Source organism: Pseudomonas viridiflava (assembly GCF_900184295.1).
Classification (GTDB): domain Bacteria; phylum Pseudomonadota; class Gammaproteobacteria; order Pseudomonadales; family Pseudomonadaceae; genus Aquipseudomonas; species Aquipseudomonas viridiflava.
The window spans coordinates 2409621-2426087 of record NZ_LT855380.1; the positions used below are offsets into that span (position 1 = coordinate 2409621).

Annotated in this window: 13 protein-coding genes and 3 pseudogenes; 7 read left to right on the forward strand and 9 right to left on the reverse strand. The window is 60.3% G+C overall.

Annotation, left to right across the window (positions count from 1 at the left end; translation table 11 throughout):
• Nucleotides 1-823: 823 nt before the first annotated feature.
• From CFBP1590_RS11170 to CFBP1590_RS28265, 4 genes and pseudogenes are all read left to right on the forward strand, one after another.
• Nucleotides 824-2263, forward strand: a pseudogene (locus CFBP1590_RS11170) (PAS domain-containing protein); the annotation flags it as partial.
• Nucleotides 2264-2422: 159 nt separating this feature from the next.
• Nucleotides 2423-2893, forward strand: a pseudogene (locus tag CFBP1590_RS28405) (methyl-accepting chemotaxis protein); the annotation flags it as partial.
• Entirely contained in the window at nt 2890-4368 is a 1479-nt protein-coding gene (locus CFBP1590_RS11175) for a chemotaxis protein CheW (RefSeq protein ID WP_088235012.1), read from the forward strand. The pseudogene CFBP1590_RS28405 and the gene CFBP1590_RS11175, both read left to right, overlap by 4 nt.
• Before the next feature lie 76 nt (nt 4369-4444).
• On the forward strand, nt 4445-4570 hold the full coding sequence (locus tag CFBP1590_RS28265; protein WP_004887921.1) for a hypothetical protein: 126 nt from the start codon (nt 4445-4447) through the stop codon (nt 4568-4570).
• A gap of 66 nt (nt 4571-4636) precedes the next feature.
• Here the strand turns inward: CFBP1590_RS28265 and CFBP1590_RS11185 are convergent, their stop codons facing one another.
• Both CFBP1590_RS11185 and CFBP1590_RS11190 read right to left on the reverse strand, forming a co-directional pair.
• Nucleotides 4637-5119: a GNAT family N-acetyltransferase gene (locus tag CFBP1590_RS11185; protein WP_029241503.1), complete on the reverse strand. Its 483-nt coding sequence runs from the start codon at nt 5117-5119 to the stop codon at nt 4637-4639.
• Nucleotides 5120-5187: 68 nt separating this feature from the next.
• Entirely contained in the window at nt 5188-5586 is a 399-nt protein-coding gene (locus CFBP1590_RS11190; protein WP_088236395.1) for a hypothetical protein, read from the reverse strand.
• Between the two features lie 666 nt (nt 5587-6252).
• Here CFBP1590_RS11190 and CFBP1590_RS11195 point away from each other — a divergent pair.
• The gene (locus tag CFBP1590_RS11195; RefSeq protein WP_058431570.1) at nt 6253-6954 is read left to right on the forward strand and encodes an AzlC family ABC transporter permease; all 702 of its coding nucleotides are present in this window, start codon (nt 6253-6255) and stop codon (nt 6952-6954) included.
• Nucleotides 6951-7268 carry a branched-chain amino acid transport AzlD family protein gene (locus tag CFBP1590_RS11200; protein ID WP_058431571.1) on the forward strand — a complete coding sequence of 106 codons (318 nt, stop codon included), beginning with the start codon at nt 6951-6953 and terminating at the stop codon, nt 7266-7268. Before CFBP1590_RS11195 ends, CFBP1590_RS11200 begins: the two co-directional genes overlap by 4 nt.
• Before the next feature lie 63 nt (nt 7269-7331).
• Here CFBP1590_RS11200 and CFBP1590_RS11205 read toward each other — a convergent pair whose 3' ends face one another.
• Nucleotides 7332-8207 (reverse strand): MBL fold metallo-hydrolase, encoded by an 876-nt coding sequence (locus CFBP1590_RS11205; RefSeq protein WP_058431572.1) that lies wholly within the window; start codon nt 8205-8207, stop codon nt 7332-7334.
• A gap of 110 nt (nt 8208-8317) precedes the next feature.
• Between CFBP1590_RS11205 and CFBP1590_RS11210 the strand changes: the two genes are divergently transcribed.
• A complete protein-coding gene (locus tag CFBP1590_RS11210) occupies nt 8318-9217 on the forward strand; it encodes a LysR family transcriptional regulator (protein WP_088235013.1) in 900 nt (299 codons plus the stop codon).
• 445 nt (nt 9218-9662) lie between these two features.
• Here CFBP1590_RS11210 and CFBP1590_RS28410 read toward each other — a convergent pair whose 3' ends face one another.
• The 6 genes and pseudogenes from CFBP1590_RS28410 to CFBP1590_RS11235 form a co-directional block, all read right to left on the reverse strand.
• Nucleotides 9663-10430 (reverse strand): methyl-accepting chemotaxis protein, encoded by a 768-nt coding sequence (locus tag CFBP1590_RS28410; protein ID WP_374729059.1) that lies wholly within the window; start codon nt 10428-10430, stop codon nt 9663-9665.
• Nucleotides 10431-10520: 90 nt separating this feature from the next.
• A pseudogene (locus CFBP1590_RS28415) lies at nt 10521-11648 on the reverse strand (cache domain-containing protein); the annotation flags it as partial.
• Nucleotides 11649-11777: 129 nt separating this feature from the next.
• Nucleotides 11778-12551 carry an IclR family transcriptional regulator gene (locus CFBP1590_RS11220; RefSeq protein ID WP_004888303.1) on the reverse strand — a complete coding sequence of 258 codons (774 nt, stop codon included), beginning with the start codon at nt 12549-12551 and terminating at the stop codon, nt 11778-11780.
• 112 nt (nt 12552-12663) lie between these two features.
• A complete protein-coding gene (locus CFBP1590_RS11225; RefSeq protein WP_088235015.1) occupies nt 12664-13236 on the reverse strand; it encodes a sarcosine oxidase subunit gamma in 573 nt (190 codons plus the stop codon).
• A 3-nt stretch (nt 13237-13239) separates the two neighbouring features.
• Nucleotides 13240-16146, reverse strand: coding sequence for a 2Fe-2S iron-sulfur cluster-binding protein (locus CFBP1590_RS11230; protein ID WP_088235016.1), 2907 nt, complete (start codon nt 16144-16146; stop codon nt 13240-13242).
• Nucleotides 16143-16448, reverse strand: coding sequence for a sarcosine oxidase subunit delta (locus CFBP1590_RS11235; RefSeq protein ID WP_004888307.1), 306 nt, complete (start codon nt 16446-16448; stop codon nt 16143-16145). The genes CFBP1590_RS11230 and CFBP1590_RS11235 overlap by 4 nt, the downstream gene beginning before the upstream one ends.
• Nucleotides 16449-16467 lie beyond the last annotated feature (19 nt).

Consider the following 16467-nt stretch of genomic DNA (forward strand, 5'->3'; position numbering starts at 1 on the left):
GCTCTCCAGTATCATTTACGATTCTCGAAGTTGGCGTCCAGTTTCCAGAACGGACACTTACTCCGATAAGCGTCAGGCGCAGAATGCTTTTACTATTTGTTTTCCGGCTGATAAGTGGCAGCAGTTGTAAAGGCTTTGTACAGGTAACGAAGTAAGCGGGTGAGTTTGTACAGTTTCGATATCGGTCTGACAGCCGTTACGCTTTTTTGCGATCTATCGTTTTCTCGATCACTGACGTCAGCGTGCGTTGTTTCAAACGTAGGTGGAGCAGCGCCGTCTCAGGTTGCCAGACCGGCAAAAAATAATCATCGAAGCGGTGATCCACTGGACCTCGCCACCCGTATGCAGAGGCTGATTTTTTTCAGGCACTTTTCCTGTCACATCCGGGAGGCACATGGATCCGCGTCTGGCAGGGCTTTCGTTCCTGCTCACTCTCACATGGACCGGGGCAGTCGTCCTGGTGATCTGGTTTTTTTCCTGATGGCGTGACACTCCGAAACATCGGATTACCGGTAGTGGCGAACTAATGGCTCATGGCGCAATCTGTTGTAGCTGTCAGGTCTTCATGAGCCGAGAGCTCGACGCCAACCGTTAGTCCGTATGGGCTGCAGCGCTATCGGGGTCATCGAGAAATACGATTACCTGTTTTGCCCGGCAGGCAGCAACGTGGCATGTGCTGTGAAGCGTTTGCCTCGCCCGCGAACACTGATGTGCATCACCTTTTTTCCTAATTGCTTTAATTCTCAGAGCACTGTTCATGTCGACAACAACTGTAAGTACCCCTAAGGACATAACCGGGGTGCAGTTGGACCTCCACTCGCTCATGACGGCCATTGATCGGTCGCAAGCGATGATTGAATTCGATCTTGAAGGCAACATCCTGCGGGCCAACACCAATTTTCTGGACTGCGTCGGCTATCGCCTCGACGAAATTCAGGGCCGTCATCACCGCATTTTCTGCACCCCCGACCACGCTTCCAGCCTGGAATATGCAACTTTCTGGAAGAAGCTGAGCGAGGGCGCATTCGATGAAGGTCAATACAAACGGCTGGGCAAGGGCGGCAAGGAAATCTGGCTGCAGGCGACCTATAACCCGGTGCTCGACGAGCACGGCAATCCGTTCAAGGTCGTGAAGTTCGCAACCGACGTGACCCATCAACGCAAGACCAATGCCGAATACGAAGGCAAGGTGTCTGCCATCGAGCGTTCGCAGGCGGTGATCGAGTTTGACCTGAACGGTCGTGTGCTCAGCGCCAACGAAAATTTTCTGTCGATTCTGGGCTACCGTCTGGACGAGGTTCAGGGTCAGCACCACCGCATGTTTTGCGATGACGAATACCTCAACAGCCCGGCCTACCGTGCCTTCTGGGCGAAGCTTGAGCGTGGCGAGTATGACTCGGGCGAATACAAACGCGTCGGCAAGAACGGTCGCGAGCTGTGGATCAGCGCCACTTACAACCCTATCCTCGATCCGGACGGCCGCCCGTACAAGGTCGTCAAGTTCGCCAACGACGTGACGGAAAGCCGCGCCCGCCAGGCCGAGCAGGCCGGCAAGGTGACCGCCATCGAGCGTTCCCAGGCCGTGATCGAGTTCGATCTGACCGGCAAGGTGCTGACCGCCAACCGCAATTTCCTCAACGTATTCGGCTATGACCTGAACGAGATTGTCGGTGAGCATCACCGCATGTTCTGTTCCGAGGATTTCATCAGCAGCCTTGCCTATCGCGAACTGTGGGACAAGCTGGGCCGTGGCGAATACGACGCCAACGAATACAAGCGCAAGCGCAAGGACGGCAGAGAGATCTGGATTCAGGCTACCTACAACCCGATCTTCGATGCTCAGGGCAAGGCCTACAAGATCGTCAAGTTCGCGCTGGACGTGACCGATGCCAAGGAAAGCAGTGTCGAGGACAAGGGTAAGGTCACGGCAATCGACCGTGCCCAGGCGGTGATCGAATTCGACATGGCCGGCAACATCCTCACGGCCAACCCCAACTTCCTGAAAGCGATGGGTTACGGTATGCAGGAGCTCAAGGGCCAGCATCACCGGATCTTCTGCGAAGAGGAATACGTGCGCAGCACGCCTTATCGCGAGTTCTGGCACAGCCTGGGGCAGGGCGAATTCTTCTCGGGACGATTCATGCGCCTGAGCAAATACGGCCAGCACATCTGGATTCAGGCGACCTACAACCCGATCTTCGACCACGAAGGCAAGCCGTTCAAAGTCGTCAAGTTCGCCACCGACATCACCCGTCAGGTCGAGATCGAGCAGGCCATCGAGGCCAAGACTCTGGCCATGGACAATTCGGTCAAGGCGCTGATGGGCGCGATAGCCTACGTCGCGCAAAGCACCGACACCGCCACCGAACTGGCCAGACAGACGCGTGAACAGGCCAGCCGTGGTTCGCAGACGCTTAACAAGGCGTCCGAAGCGATGGGCATGATCGCCAAATCGGCTGAGGGCATTCAGGATATCGTTCAGGTCATCAGCGAAATTGCCAGCCAGACCAACATGCTGGCGTTCAACGCCGCCATCGAAGCGGCGCGCGCCGGTGAGCATGGTCTTGGTTTCTCGGTCGTGGCGGACGAGGTGCGCAAGCTGGCCGAGAAGTCTTCGCGGGCGACCAAGGAGATCAACAAACTGATTCTCGAAACGGTCGGCCGGATCGAGTCGGGCAACGAGATTTCCCTCAGCGCGGGCGAAGCCTTCGAGCACATCGTCGAAGGTGTGATGCAGACCACTCAGGCCATTGACGGGATCAATGCGGCCACCGAGAAACAGCGTGTTTCTGCGCAGGAAGTCGAGTCGTTGATCGTCGAGCTGCACAAGGCCAATGCCAATGGCAGCAGCACTGAGGCGCTGGACAGGATGTCGCTCGGGCAGCCTGCATGAACGGCGTGCATGCCTATGGCGTGGTGCAGATAAACGGCACCTACCTGGCGGTCATCGCCGATGCGTTGATGGAGGCGGTGCACTGGCCGACCGATCTGCAGTCGCATCCGCTGACACGCGGTGCACTGCTGGGCGTGTTCACACTGCGTGGCAAACCGGTGCCACTGGTGGATCTGCGTGGTCAGCTTGCCGAAGGGGCCGACAATTCGGCACCCACACCGCTGGTTGCCATCCTGAAATTCGGCGGCGGTTATCTGGGGCTGGCGATCGATACCGTGTGCGATATTCTCAAGGCACGTGACGCGCAGTTCTGTTCGATAGGACCTGGCGGCACCAGCACCGGATTGCTGCCGGAGCTGCTGTTGGGCAGCGAAGAGTCGCGCATGATCTACAAGCTGGATCTGCAGGTACTGGCCAGTCTGCCGGGCGTCATGTTTGCGGCCGATCAGCACGCACAGTTGCTCAAGGAGGAAGCCCAGGCGGCCAAGCGTCGCTTGTTGCACTATCTGGTCTTCGAGTGCGACGGTCGGCACTTCTGCATCGATGCCAGCGTCGTTACCGAACTGGTGGACGGGCCTGAAATCAGCGCATCGGATTTCGGCAGCGATTGCTGCTTTGGCGTTACCTCGGTGCGCGGTACAAAGGTGCCGGCGCTCAACCTTTCCGAGGTCCTGGGGCTGGATCACACGCGGCAGGTTTCCAAGCCTCAACTCCTGCTGCTGACCGCGCCGGACGGGCGTGTTTGCGGGTTTGGTTACGACCGTATGGTCGCGATTCATCGGCAGGACCCGGACAGTCTCCTGGCGGCGCCCGCGTATGGTTTGCCTCATCCCGAGCTGTTCGCCGGGGTGATGAATCTGCAGGAAGGTAAGCAAGCCTTGTTGCTCGATCATCCGGCGCTGCTGCAACGGCCCGAGGTCACCAGTTACACCAAGGTCTATCAGAACGACGTACAGCCTGCGCAAGCCTCGCATGACGTCACGAAGGCGATGCTGCGGCATGCCTGTCTGTTGTTCGATGCACCGAGCCGCTTCGTCGCCCCGTTGAGCCAGATCGTCGAGATTCTTGCCGTGCCCCGGCAACTGATCGGCTTGGCCCAACCCTCTACGCATTTGCTGGGGCAGTTCAATCTGCGCGGTGAGCAGGTGCCGTTGATCTGTCTGAGCAGCCTGCTTGGCGAGACAGCGCCAGCGCAGACCGAAGCGTCCCGCGTGCTGATTGTGCGGGGTGAACGTCTCTGTTTCGGATTTACAGTGAGTCGGGTCGACTCGATCGATGCGTTCAATCAGTTTGATCCGGCAATGCTGGAGCAGGGCTGGCAGACCAATCTGGGCAAGGATATTTCGGTCAACGACCGGGCGCGCTCACTGGTCAGTGTCGGCAGTCCTGAACGCAGTTCCCGTTTGACGCTGCTGGACTTGCAAGGCGTGGCCAGACAACTGGAGCAGAGCGTGCAGCAACGCGCGGTCGCGTGATGTGAGGGTGAATCAATCTGAACCGAACGCTGCGCATGTGGCCTTACGTTGACAGCCACGAGTGGAGCATCTGACGATGACTGACAAGAAAGATGAAAAGAAACCGGAACCTCGCGACGACGTGCCTGCGCACTCGACGCCCGAGGAAAAGGAACGCCTCAAGGACTTCAATAAGGATGGCATTCCGCCTGGTGTTTGTTGACACCTGTCTTTATAAAAACGCCCGGCCTTCACAGACCGGGCGTTTTCGTTTACTGGCGTCTAACGATCATTCGCCTGCTGCGAAATCGCGCAGAACGCTGCCTTCCATCCGATAGCGCACCCACTCATCCTGCGGCGCGGCGCCGATGGCTTCGTAGAATTTGATGGCGGGTTCGTTCCAGTCCAGCACACTCCATTCCAGACGGCCACAGTCGTTGGCTACCGCTTCGCGGGCAATGTGTCGCAACAATTTGCGTCCAGCACCGACACTGCGTTGTTCCGGTGTGATGTACAGGTCTTCCAGGTACACGCCGTTGCGACCCAGCCAGGTGGAGTAGCTGTAAAAATACACGGCGTACCCGATGGGCTTGTCGTCGCACAGGCACATCAGCGCCCTGGCGGGTGCATTGTCTGCGAACAGGGAGCGCTGAATGTCCTCTTCGCTGGCCTTGACCTCATGCCCGGCACGTTCGTAGATCGCAAGTTCGGTGATGAACGCCAGAATCTGGCTGGCGTCGGCGGCAGTGGCGGGGCGGATGGTGAGGGACACAGAGACTCCTTGGCAGGCTGCAGGATGATGGCGCGGCATGATAGCCGCATCGTTCGACAGTCCGGTAGTCAGGCGTCGCGCAGCAGGTCGTTGGCGTTGAGCAATTGCCAGGCGATGTGCGGGTTGGCTTCCAGCGCCCGTCTGATGGCGGCGGGGATGGATTGGCGAGTCTTGCGGCAGACACCGATTTTCTGTTCCACGACTATAGTGATGCCGCGCATCGTGCGCACCTCGTTGAAGCCCGGCATGACCTCTACACGGACGCCCAGTTGCGTTTCGATCTTGCGCAGCACGTGTTCCAGATCGCCCAGGCTGGTGATGGCCTCGAGACGCTCAAGCAGGCGCTTCTCCTGATCGCGGGTCAGCAGCAGAATCCGCCGGTCGGCGTCAGGCGCATCGAGCCGATCCCGTTCGCAATCGCAGACGCCGGGTGGGCAAGGGTTTCGGGTGGGAAGCGATGCATTCATGGGGCGCAGCATAGCCATTGTGCGAGGCGTCTGACCATAGGTGCATCAGGCCTTTTATCGTGGCGCGGGCTCCTGAAACAGTTAAGTGAACAGACCCGATGGGACGCAGAGCATCGTTATACACAAGTCTGCCTCAACACTGATCGTGCCCATCGCTCCGCGTGGGCATGCCTCCCGTGACGCTCCGCGTCACAAATGGCACGGACTGCGGACTCAGTGAGCCGAGCGCATGGCTCCAGTCACCTTTTCGCCCCTCGGCGACTTACTTTGAGAGGCCAAAGTAAGCAAAGCCTTTTGCTCCGGTTCCGGCCCCGGCTTCGCCGGGGTTCCTTCGTCCTGACACTGATTCGGGGGTCGCTGCAAATGGGCCATCCATGGCCCAGTGCAGCTCAATCGGCATCCATGCCGATTGCCCCCCGAATCAGCGCCAGGACTCAGCCTTCACCCACGTCGCGTTCTGCGGTGTTCATGCGATCGCGCTAAAAAAGCGCATCACTGCCGCTTTCTCTCCGGACAGCCAGATGACTTGTATATAACGCTGAGTGCTCCGCATGGGAATGCCGATCTGCACGCCCCCCCCAACCATCGCAACCCGCAAGAATGTTCAAGACGCGCGCCCGGGATTCTGCGAAAGTTGCTGCCCCATAATCGGTCATGCGGTTGTTCATGTTTCGTTCTTCATCTGCTTATCAGGCGTTCAGCCAGGGCGCGATTGCGGTCATGCCGCTGTCGTTGGCCTGTGCGCCATGGGGCCTGCTGGCCGGGTCTCTGGCGCTGGAAGCCAATCTCACGCCGCTGGAAAGCCAGGGCCTGTCAGTCATCGTCTTTGCCGGCGCTGCGCAACTCGTCGCCATCGGCATGCTGAAAAGCGGGGCAGGGATCGGCTCGATTCTGCTGACGACGCTGCTGTTGACCTCCCAGCATCTGCTCTATGGTCTGCACATGCGCCCGACGCTCTCACGGCTGCCGTTGCGCTGGCGAATGAGCCTGGGCTTTCTGCTGACCGACGAATTCTTCGCCCTCAACAGCCAGCACGGTGGCGCGTCGTTCAATCGCTGGTTCGCCCTCGGCGTCGGGCTGACGTTCTACCTGATCTGGAACCTGTTCACCTTTCTGGGCATCGTGCTGGGCAACAGCTTTCCGGGGCTGGAACATCTTGGGCTGGAGTTCTCGATCATCGCCACCTTCATCGCCCTGGTCACGCCGCTGGTGCGTAATCTGCCGGTGGTGGTATGCGTGGCCGTTTCGCTGTTCTGCTCGGTGTTGTTCAGCTACTGGCACTGGAGTGCGGCGCTGGTGCTGGCCGGAATTGCAGGCATGGCCGCAGGCTTCGTCGTCAAACGCGCGCTGGGGCAGGAGGCACCATGATCTTTGCCGTGATCATGGGAATGGGGCTGGCGGTGTTTTTCAATCGCTATGTGTTTCTGGAGCCGCGCCTGCCGTTCACGCTGGGGCGCAATGCACGGGATTTTCTCGGCTTCGCCGTGCCCGGCATGCTGACCGCCATTTGTGGACCGATCATCTTTCTGCCTGAACACCGGCTGGAGCTGAGTCTGACCAATCCGTACTTGCTGGGTGCACTGTGCACCATCGTCTTGATGCTCTGGACCAAACGCGTGCTGACCAGTGTGGTGCTGGGCATGGGCTGTTTCTACGCATTTCGCTGGCTGTTTGCGGTGTAGTCGCGCTGGCAGGCTGCGATAACAGCGGCCTGCCAGCATGAAGCGCGCCAGCGACTGATCAGATCAGTTCGGCCACTTCATCTCGCCCTTGATCACCTTGGCGCTCAGCTCCAGGGAACTCGGTTCTGCCAGTTGCGGCCAGGCCTTTTTCATGGCGTCGATCAGCGCGGCGGAATCCTTGGCCTTGGTAGCGTGCTTCTCGAAAGACTTGAGGTAGTCGGCGGTGAACGTGACAGCCTTGGTCCCTTCAGGCACCTCGCCCAGATAGTGGCCCGGAATGACGGTGGTCGGCTTCAAGGCTTCGATGCCCTTGAGCGTGGCGAGCCAGTCCTGACGGGATTTCGGCGTCTGGGTATCGGCGACCCAGACGTGAATGCCGCTGGACACCACGACGCCACCGACAACGGCCTTGAGCGACGGAATCCACACGTAACTGCGTTGCGGTGTTGGGCCTTGCAGACCCTTGATTTCCAGTGGCTGGCCTTCCAGAGTCAGATGATCGCCCTTGAGCACTTCAGGCAGGACCAGTTTGGCCGGCGCGTTGTCCTTGAGGATCGGACCCCAATAGGCCAGCTTGCCTTGCATCGATGCCTTGATGGCTTTCACGGTCGGTTCGCTGGCAACAATCTTCGCCTCCGGGAACGCTGCCTGAATCACGTCCAGACCGAAGTAGTAATCCGGATCGCTATGGCTGATGTAGACGGTGGTGAGTTTTTTGCCGCTGGCCTTGATCTTCTGCACCAGCGCTTCGGCGTCGTTGCGCTGGAATTGGGCGTCGATCAGCACCGCGTCATGCTGGCCGGTGATCAGTTCGGAGGAGACCGGAAAGATGGCTTTTTCGGCCGGGTTGTAGACGTCGATCTTCAGCGGATCGGCGGCCTGGGCGGCCAGCGGAAAAAGTGTGGCAAAGGAGAGGGCAAACAGGGCACTGCGCAACATGGGAACGACCTTTTCAAGTGGCAGAACGGGAGTGGCCATATCTTAGGTTGCTTGAAGTGAAACAAAAGCCCTACTATTGGCAACTATCGGTTGCCTGGATCGGACGAATCATGGATCGCATCATGGCGGCTCGGGTGTTCATCGCCATCAACGAGCGGGGCAGCCTGATCGCTGCCGCCGACTCGCTGGACATGTCCCGGGCCATGGTTACGCGCTATCTGGCGCAAATGGAAACCTGGGCGGGCGCACGCCTGCTGCACCGCACCACGCGCAAGCTCGGTCTGACCGCATCCGGTCAGGTAACGCTGGTACGCTGTCAGCAGCTCCTGGAATTGGCCGATGCCATGCCGCTGGCGGCCGATACACAGGTGGACGAGCCTCGCGGCATGTTGCGCATTGCCTGTTCCCAATCGCTGGCACAGGCGGTGCTGGCACCGGCGGTGACGGCTTATCTGCTGCGCTATCCCGGCACGTCTGTGGATTTGCTGATCGGCAATCAGGCGGTTGATCTGGTGGGCGAACGGATTGATCTGGCGATTCGAATCACCAATCAACTGGACCCCAACCTTATTGCCCGACCGCTAGGAACCTGCGATTCGGTCATGTGTGCCTCGCCCGCTTATCTGACGGCCCGTGGCACTCCGGTCCGGCCGCAGGAGTTGAGCAGTCACAATTGCCTGACCTATTCCTACTTCGGCAAGAGTCTTTGGGAGTTCATTCAGGCAGGACAGCCACTGAGTGTGCCGGTGGGCGGCAATCTCAGCGCCAATGACTCGGTGGTACTGCTGGAAGCGGCAGTGGCAGGTGCGGGGATCACCCTGCAGCCGGTTCACTCGGCAGCGCCATTGCTGGCCAGTGGGAAGCTAGTCGCACTGATGCCTGACTACCAACCCCGCACGCTGGGCATGCACGGCATCTACACCTCGCGCCAGCACCAGTCGGCGACCTTGCGCACCATGCTGGATTTTCTGGCGGGATGGTTCGGGGAGGAAGTTTTGTTGCGGGGGTAGGTGGGTGGAGGCATCCATTGCTTGATACCCGAGTATTTAATCCGCTGCGTTGTAGCAGACGTCTCACCATGTCTTCGACGCATAAGCTGTCGCGTGGCAAACACAGACCGTAGGAGCGCGCTTGCCCGCGATCTGCCGGGAACCGGCAGCAAAACCTGCACACGCGGTATGCCAGATGTAAGCTCAGGGCCGCTGCGCAGCCCATCGCTGCCGTCGTAACCTCCGAGAGCTCCTACGCCCTTCGGGCAGAAGCACGCGCGCGTGCGCATCAGTAAATTACAGAGAGTTTGACAAGAGGCGGCTTGCCGACGATTCGTTTTCTCAGGCGACATGCCTGTGACAGAACTGAAGCTATCGCCGGCAAGCCGCCTCCCACAAAAAGCGTTCGCCCTCAATCAATCACGCGGTGTTCGTGGGCGCTGGCGTTTTCCAGATGCCCTTGCCATCACGTCTTGAACTTGCGCACCAGTGCATCCAGCTCGTTGGACAGCGACGCCAGGCTGCTGGAGTCGGCGCGGGCCGAGTCGGACAGGGTGGCGATGAGTTGCGCATCGCCATGGATCTGGCTGATGTGACGGTTGATGTCCTCGGCCACCTGATGCTGCTCTTCGGCGGCGGTCGCGATCTGGGTGTTCATGTCGCGGATCACGTCCACCGACTCGCGGATCTGGCCGAAGCTGCTGCGCGCCTGGCCGATCTTGGTCACCGACTGCTGCGACACATCCAGGCTCGCATTCATCTGCTGCGCCACGGACTTGGTGCGCTTGGCGAGGTTGCCCAGCAGCGTGTCGATCTCGGCCGTCGAGTCGGCAGTGCGCTTGGCCAGCGCGCGAACCTCGTCAGCTACCACGGCGAATCCGCGGCCTTGTTCACCGGCACGCGCGGCTTCGATGGCTGCGTTGAGCGCGAGCAGGTTGGTCTGTTCGGCAATCGAGCGAATGGTGGCCAGAATCGACTGGATGTCGATGCTGTCCTTTTCCAGTTGCGTCACGTCCTTGGCCGAGCGGGCGATTTCCTCGCTCAGTTGATCGACGCTGCGCACCGCATCGTCGATCTGGCGCTGACCTTCACGGGCTTGCTGTTGACCGCTGTCGGCAGAGTCAGCCGCCTGGCTGCAGGAGCGGGCGACTTCGTTGGAGGTCGCGACCATCTCATGGAACGCCGTAGACACCATGTCTACCGCTTCACGCTGACGGCCTGCCGCTTCGGCCATGTCGTTGGACACGCGAGTGGAGCTGTGCGACGCCTCGAGAATCTTGTGCGCTGCCTGACCGATGTGCTGGATCAGGCTGCGAATCGCAGTCAGGAATTTGTTGAACCAGCCCGCCAGTTGCGCGGTCTCGTCGTTGCCGCGTACGGTCAGGTTATGGGTAAGGTCGCCTTCACCTTCAGCGATGCCTTCCAGACCGGTCGAAACGCTATGGATCGGACGCACGATGACTCTGGCGAAGCTGGCTCCGACAATGGCGAACACGAGTGCCAGCACGGCAGCGATGACGCCGATCAGCCAGGTCAGACGCGTGGCCGAGGCCATGACTTCGTCCTGTCTGATCAGGCCGATGAAGTTCCAGCCCAACTGATCGGACGGGTAGACGTTGGCCATATAACGCTCGCCGTTGAGGGTGAGTTCGACCAGGCCGCTGCTGGTCTTGGCCAGTTCGGCAAAGCCGTCACCCAGTTCACCCAGCTTCTTGAAGTTGTGCTCCGGCTGTTTGGGATCGACCAGCACGGTGCCGTTCTTTTCCATCAGCATCAGATAGCCGCTTTCGCCCAGCTTGATCTGTTTGACGATGTTAGTCAGCTGTTTGAGCGACACGTCGATGTTGACCACGCCGCCGGGGTTGCCGAGCTTGTTGGGAATCGCGCGGATGGTGCTGACCAGCACCGCGTCGTCGGCGGCCCAGTAATAGGCATCGCTGCGCACGGTCTTGCCGACGTTGGCCATCGCGGTCTTGTACCAGGGGCGGACGCGAGGGTCGTAGTTGCTCATCCTCGGGTCTTCCGGCGTCATGATGTAGCTGCCGTTGATCAGGCCGTAGGACACGTAGGAGTAAGCCGGGTGTGCCTTGGCGATGCTGGCGAACAGCTCGGTGGCTTGCCTGTCATTTTCCGACTGCGCTGTTGCGGCTGCGCCCATGTAGTTTCTGAAATCGTCGCTGGCACCGGCGATCAGTGGGTGCGCGGCGATGTAGTTGACGTTCTGGGTGATGCCATCGAAGAACAGCTGCATGGCGTTATCGACCTGACGAATCTCTCGCCCGCTGCCGTCTACAAAATCCTTGGTCGCCTCGTCGCGCAGATTCACGACGACAATCGTTGCCACCACAATGATCGGAAGGCACGCAATCACTGCGAATGCCCAGGTCAGCTTCTGTTTGATGTTCATGTGAGCTCCGGAGTGTCCATTACTACCGTGTGTTGGGCGCTGCATCTGTGTGCAGTCTGTCGAACCATGTCATCACTCGGGAGCGCTGTCTTATGGTCTACCACTAGCAGGTCGGCGTTCTACCTGGAATCTTTAAACAGGATGACGTTATCAGGCATTTGTGTCGTTTCTGGATCAGGGGCGGTAACCCAGCTCACTGCTGATGCGTTCGCTGCACGCCAGTAGAAGGTCTTGAAATCGCTCCCGCGCGCCATCCGGGTCCATGATGGCGTCCGGGCCCGACAGGTTGATGGCCGCCGTGATCTTGCCCGCGTGGTCCTTGATTGACGTGGCGATTGCAGTTGAATAGTCCGAGCGATGGAGAACCCAGCCGCGCTCGCGGTCCTGCCTCGTCATTGCCTGAAGTTCAGGCAGCGTGCGCGGTGCCGGGGCAGGGTAGTCGTCCAGACGAATGTGCTGATAAAGCCTGCTCAGCTCAGCGTCGTCCAGTGCCGTCAGCAGCATGCGACCCATGGCCGTGCAGTGGCAGGCGATGCGAGTCCCGACCGGAACATTCACCGAAAGACGCTGCGCAGCGAACGCCCGGTAGAGGTACAGACTGTCGGTCTGCTCACGAATGCTCAGGTGGCAGGACAGCGAAGACTGATCGCGCAGCCGGTTCAGGTGTGGCATCGCGACGTCGACAATGTCGCGGCTGGCCAGATAACTGAAACCATCACTGATCACCCGCGCACCCAGTTCGTACTGCGTGCCGTTTTTGTCGAGATAGCCCATGTCGGTCAGGGTGAACAGAATCCGGTACACCGCCGACGTGCTGACCCCCAGCCGCTCGGCGATATCGTGCATGCCGAGCGAGCGGGTCTGCGCTGAAAACATACCCAGCACACTCAACCCGCGGGCGAGGGCGGGGACGATGTAATCGGTGTCCTTTTCAGTCGTGTCAGTCATGGCTAGCTCCGCAGTTGATACGGCACACGCTCTGCGCTCGTCGTTAAACACACATCAGCCTCAACACTGATCGTGCCCATCGCTCCGCGTGGCCATGCAGCCCACAGCGCGCTCAGACACTCACGCCATCAAACTCTGTCATCGCATCCAGCAGCGCATCCTTGAAGTAGGTCAGCGATGCGCGGTCGAACAGGATCTGGAAACACGGCACCGATCGCGCCCCGACATTCACCACGATCACGTTGATACGCGCCGCCGAGGTCTGGGCCACGGCGCTGGGCGGGAACGCCTGCGCGCGCAGGTCGACGCCGCACAGCTTGGCCATCACCTCACTGATACACACCCCGCTCAGTTGCAGCCACGCGTGGCTGTCTTCCCGTGGCAGCAGATAGTTGGCGTTGTGATCCATCTCCCAGCTGGCTTCTTCATCGGCGATGCGTTGGCCTTGATCCTGCGCGCTGCCCAACAGCAGGTATTCGGTCTGGGACAGGCGGGCCACGTGGCTGCCATCTGTCTGGGTCACTGCGCGGTTGGGCACGTCGGGTAGGCTGAAGCCGCGTGCAGTCAGGTAGGCGGCGCTGTCCGTGCCGCGAAAGCCGACGCGTGGCAGGTCGGTCAGGTCCTCCAGCGTGCACAGCGGCATCGGGTCAAGTCCAACAGAGCGTTCTGCAGTAAGGCTGGTCATGGTTCAAAGCTCCTGGCGCTGATTGTCGGGATCGAAGAAAGGCAGTTTCACCACGGTGGCCTGGACCACCACGCCGTCCTCGACGCGAATCGGAATCTGCTGGCCGGGCGTGCTCTGGTCGAACGCGGCGTAGGCCAGCCCGATGATCCTGCCCAGTGTCTGCGAGTATTCGCAGGAGGTAACGTTGCCGCTGATGTCCGGCCCCTTGAGCACCAGATGGCCTTCGAGCGGTTGCGGACTGGCCTTGGGCAGGGTGAAGCCCACCAGTTTGCGTTTCTGTGGCTGGGCTTCGAGGATGTCCACCGAACGACGGCCGACGAAGAAAGGTTTGGTCCGGCTCACCGCCCATCCCATGTCGATCTCGGCCGGGTGGGTCATGCCGTCGGTGTCCTGGCTGATGATCACATGACCTTTTTCCAGGCGCAGCAGACGCTGGGTTTCAACGCCGAACGGGCGCATATCAAAGGCACGACCCGCTTCGATGAGGGCGTCCCAGAGCTTGAGCCCGTGACGCGCCGCTACGTGGATCTCGTAACCCAGCTCACCGACGAAACCGACCCGCAGCAGGCGCGCCTTGATGCCAGCCACGGTGCCCTGACGCACGCCCAGATAGGGGAAACCTTCCGAAGACAGATCCAGATCGTTGCACACCTGCTCGAGTACCTTGCGCGAGTCGGGACCTGCCACATTGACCGCACAGATCGCTGCCGTGACGTTGGTGATGTCCACATTCAGACGCCATTGTGCGTTCCACTTGAGCATCTGCTGATAGATGCGATCCACGCCGCTGGTGGTCGCGGTCACGTAGAAATGCTGCTCGGCAAAGCGCGCGCACACGCCGTCGTCGATCACCACGCCCTGTTCATTGGTCATCAGGGCGTAGCGCGACCGGCCGACTGGCTGCTTGAGAAACGCGAAGGTGTACATGCGCTGGAGCAGTTCAGCGGCGTCCGGCCCACGGATATCCAGCCCGCCGAGGGTCGACACATCAATGATCCCGACCTTGTTGCGTACGTGCGCAGCTTCTTCCTGCATGCACGCATCGCGTTGCGGCGGCTTGCCGTAGAACGCCGGGCGCTGCCAGATGCCCGCTGGCATCATCTTCGCGCCTGCTTCAACGTGGCGGCGATGCATGGGCGTTTGCCGGTATGGATCGAAGGCGCGGCCTGCCACATGCGCCAGTTTTTCAGCCTCGAACGGCGGGCGTGCTGTGGTAACACCGGTTTCGCTGATACTGCGCTGGGTCGAAGCCGCGACCAGGCGTGCCGTCGGCAGCGCCGAGTGACGACCCTGCGAAGGGCCCATGCCGACCGTGGAGTAGCGCTTCACCAGTTGAATGTCGCGATAGCCGATCCGGGTAGCGTTGACGATGTCGCGCACCTGTAGGTCTTCATCGAAGTCGACGAAATCCTTGCCTTTGGGGTGCGGGAAGATCGGCCAGGCAAAATTGACCCGCGCTTCGTTGCGCAGTGCAGGCGGGTTACCGTCAAAGGTGAGGCCCAGAGCCTTGAGCACATCGGCTGCTGCGCGCGTCGCGTCGGCCAGCACGTTATCCAGCGCGTGACAGCCGTTGACGGAACCGGCGATGCCCAGGTTCTGCGGCAATCCGCTGATGGCGAACTCGGCCTGGGTGTCGTCATAGTCGAGCCTGCCGCCCGCCTGACACAGCAACTGGTAGGCGGGCATGTAACCACCCGACATGCACAGCAGATCGCACTCGACGGTCAGGCCGCTGTTCGCCACCTGTCCCTGGCCGGTGATCTTGCGCAGGTCCGCGCCGCTGACGTGGCGCATGCCTTTTTCGTGCAGCGCTTCGAACACCGTGGTGTTCATGTGGCAGGTGATGCCGCGTTGTTCGACGGCGTTCTGCAGTGCCCGGTCGGATGCATGGGGGCGCATGTCGACAACCGCGACGACGTCCACGCCCTGATCGTTGAGGTCCAGCGCCGCGAGATAACCGTCATCGTTACCGGTCAGCACTACCGCGCGTTTGCCGGGTTTGACCGCGTACAGTTTCATCAGGCGCTGGACGGCGCTGGTCAGCATCACGCCGGGCAGGTCGTTGTTGCGGAAGATCACCGGCTGATCGAACGATCCGCTGCACACCAGACACTGCGTGGCGCGGACCTTGTACAGGCGCTTGCCTTGAATCACCGGCAGGTAATTGTCGGTGAACCAGGCATTGCAGGTCGCCTGTTTGAGCACGCGGATGTTGGCGTGACTTTCCACTGTCTCGACCAGCTCACTGAGTACCTGACCGGCGCGCTGACCATCGAGGTCGAAACGAGCGTAGGTCAACGAACCGCCGAGAATCGCCTGCTGTTCGATCAGGAGCACCTGAGCACCGGCATTGGCGGCGGTCAGAGCAGCCTGCAAGCCTGCTGGCCCGGCGCCAATGATTGCCAGATCAGTGAACAGGTAGGCCTTGTCGTAATACTCCGGCTGGAATTTCAGGTCCAGCACACCCAGGCCGGCCTTTTTGCGAATGATCGGCTCCCAGATTTTCCACATGCCTTTTGGCTTGTAGAACGAGCGATAGTAGAAACCGACCGGCATGAACTTCGAGAACTTGCCCAGCACCGCGTCCTTGTCGTTATCCAGCGAGCCGTTGAAGTTCTGTCCGCTGGCGTGCAGGCCTTGCTGCAGCGCGAACGTGTCGGCCATCACGTTGGGCTCGTGGGGCAACTGGATCAGGCTGTTGGCGTCCTGCCCGGCCATGGTCAGCGGGCCGCGCGGGCGGTGGTACTTGAACGAGCGCGAGAGCAGAAAGCGACCGTTGGCCAACAGGGCGCTGGCGATGCTGTCGCCTTGCAGGCCCTGATACGTCTTGCCGTCGAAACTGAAAGTGAGCGGCTGGTTGCGGTCGATCAGCAGACCCATGGGCGCGGGCAGGCGGGCGGGGGTGTTCATCCTGCGATCTCCTTGGAGGGCATCGGTGTGAAGTCGATACGGGCGGTGAACACTTCCCGTGGGTCGAACGTGCGGATGATCTGGTCGCTTGCAGTGTGGCGCTCGGCCAGAAACCAATAGCTGGACGGGTTGTGCATCCACCATTCGCGCACCACGCCCAGCGTGTCTTCGCTGTTGAATACGTAATCGGCCCACTCGGCATCGCTGCACGTCTGCGGGTCTGGCATGTGCTTGAACTCGCCGCCGTAGGTGAATTCACTGATATTGCGTGGCCCGTTGAGCGGGCAGGTCATGATTTTCATGTATCGCTCCTTACTCGAT

What these genes read in the sequence shown, in the direction of transcription:
- CFBP1590_RS11210 (WP_088235013.1), top strand. Translation starts at nt 8,318, where the DNA reads ATGGATCGCATCATGGCGGCTCGGGTGTTCATCGCCATCAACGAGCGG.
- CFBP1590_RS11195 (WP_058431570.1), top strand. Translation starts at nt 6,253, where the DNA reads ATGTTTCGTTCTTCATCTGCTTATCAGGCGTTCAGCCAGGGCGCGATT.
- CFBP1590_RS11225 (WP_088235015.1), bottom strand. Translation starts at nt 13,236, where the DNA reads ATGACCAGCCTTACTGCAGAACGCTCTGTTGGACTTGACCCGATGCCG.
- CFBP1590_RS11220 (WP_004888303.1), bottom strand. Translation starts at nt 12,551, where the DNA reads ATGACTGACACGACTGAAAAGGACACCGATTACATCGTCCCCGCCCTC.
- CFBP1590_RS11205 (WP_058431572.1), bottom strand. Translation starts at nt 8,207, where the DNA reads ATGTTGCGCAGTGCCCTGTTTGCCCTCTCCTTTGCCACACTTTTTCCG.
- CFBP1590_RS28265 (WP_004887921.1), top strand. Translation starts at nt 4,445, where the DNA reads ATGACTGACAAGAAAGATGAAAAGAAACCGGAACCTCGCGACGACGTG.
- CFBP1590_RS11200 (WP_058431571.1), top strand. Translation starts at nt 6,951, where the DNA reads ATGATCTTTGCCGTGATCATGGGAATGGGGCTGGCGGTGTTTTTCAAT.
- CFBP1590_RS28410 (WP_374729059.1), bottom strand. Translation starts at nt 10,430, where the DNA reads ATGGCCGAAGCGGCAGGCCGTCAGCGTGAAGCGGTAGACATGGTGTCT.
- CFBP1590_RS11190 (WP_088236395.1), bottom strand. Translation starts at nt 5,586, where the DNA reads ATGAATGCATCGCTTCCCACCCGAAACCCTTGCCCACCCGGCGTCTGC.
- CFBP1590_RS11230 (WP_088235016.1), bottom strand. Translation starts at nt 16,146, where the DNA reads ATGAACACCCCCGCCCGCCTGCCCGCGCCCATGGGTCTGCTGATCGAC.
- CFBP1590_RS11235 (WP_004888307.1), bottom strand. Translation starts at nt 16,448, where the DNA reads ATGAAAATCATGACCTGCCCGCTCAACGGGCCACGCAATATCAGTGAA.
- CFBP1590_RS11175 (WP_088235012.1), top strand. Translation starts at nt 2,890, where the DNA reads ATGAACGGCGTGCATGCCTATGGCGTGGTGCAGATAAACGGCACCTAC.